At 38.8% G+C, this 1,090-nt stretch carries 2 protein-coding genes; both read right to left on the reverse strand.

What is annotated here, in order from left to right; genetic code table 11:
- Positions 1-288: hypothetical protein (locus tag BGC07_RS20470; protein WP_201258100.1), on the reverse strand; the 288-nt coding region annotated here is incomplete at its 3' end.
- Between the two features lie 40 nt (positions 289-328).
- Positions 329-952: a VOC family protein gene (locus BGC07_RS02605; protein ID WP_069311848.1), complete on the reverse strand. Its 624-nt coding sequence runs from the start codon at positions 950-952 to the stop codon at positions 329-331.
- Between the last annotated feature and the right edge of the window lie 138 nt (positions 953-1,090).

The raw sequence follows: 1,090 nt of genomic DNA on the forward strand, positions 1-1,090 counted from the left end.
CAACATTACAGTCCCTTCAAGGTCAAAAGCAATCGCCATCTGCTCACGCTCAATTGCATCTTCAAGTGAAGAGTAAGATGTTACTAATGCATAGTCTGCATGATCATCAATAAACTTTCTAAAGCCTGCGGCAATTTCAATAATTTCACTCAGTGGATTAAAGTCCATCCCAATATTAATAGACAAGAAGTTAACACCCACCTCCTTATACCGAGACAACTGCTCTAACTCTGCTGTTTTTCTTAAAGCAAAACACCCATGCGCATCCCAAACTAAAGGCAGATTCATTAACATCTCCAATCTTTCTATAAAAATCGTGCTCCATCAATCAAGAATCAGTAACGCGCGGCTGATTCATCTGCTCACTCGCAATAATTTCCTGAATAGAGCGAGGGTGTATTTTAATACAAATATTACCTTTTTTAAATGCAATCGTTGGATTCGCTAATCGCTCCCTATCACCTTTTGGAGTGGTCTTTTTAATTTTTATCTCTTCTTTTTCACCATTTAACACTGTTTTTAAATGCGGTAGAGACAAAACAAGTTCTTTCTCCAAAACATCACAATCTTGCGCTGTTGAGGGGAAGACTAATTCAATATGCTCCCAACCTGGTTTTGAATATATTTTGTCACCTGGATAAGGCAACTCAACACAAGGAGTAGCCAACGTATTTAAAATTAAAGGTGACGGCAAAGCGAAGATAAGTATAGGTCGACCGTTAATCCTATTTTCAGATAGAACCTTACCGCCTTTTCCTAGAAAGTCTTGCTTTAATTGATCTGCATTAGCAACAGTGTTCACCCTAAGCGCAACATGGTCACACTGCCAATCTAATAGGCCAAGGTTAAGCTCATCAAATAACTCTCTAACTCTCTCAGAAAACTCACCCCACGTCTTTTCCAACTCATGATAAGAAACCGCTTGAGTCTTTGCTACTTCATTATCCGACATACCCTTAGCCCTGTGATTATTGACTATTACTGGATCAACACGATACCACAACACAGGCCAATCTGGTTAATTTCTTCCTGACGATAGACGCCCTTCAACAGATTAATAAAACACACAAAACAAAAATGACTTTACCTT

The sequence above is a fragment of the Piscirickettsia litoralis genome, from assembly GCF_001720395.1.
In the GTDB taxonomy this organism is placed as follows: Bacteria; Pseudomonadota; Gammaproteobacteria; order Piscirickettsiales; family Piscirickettsiaceae; genus Piscirickettsia; species Piscirickettsia litoralis.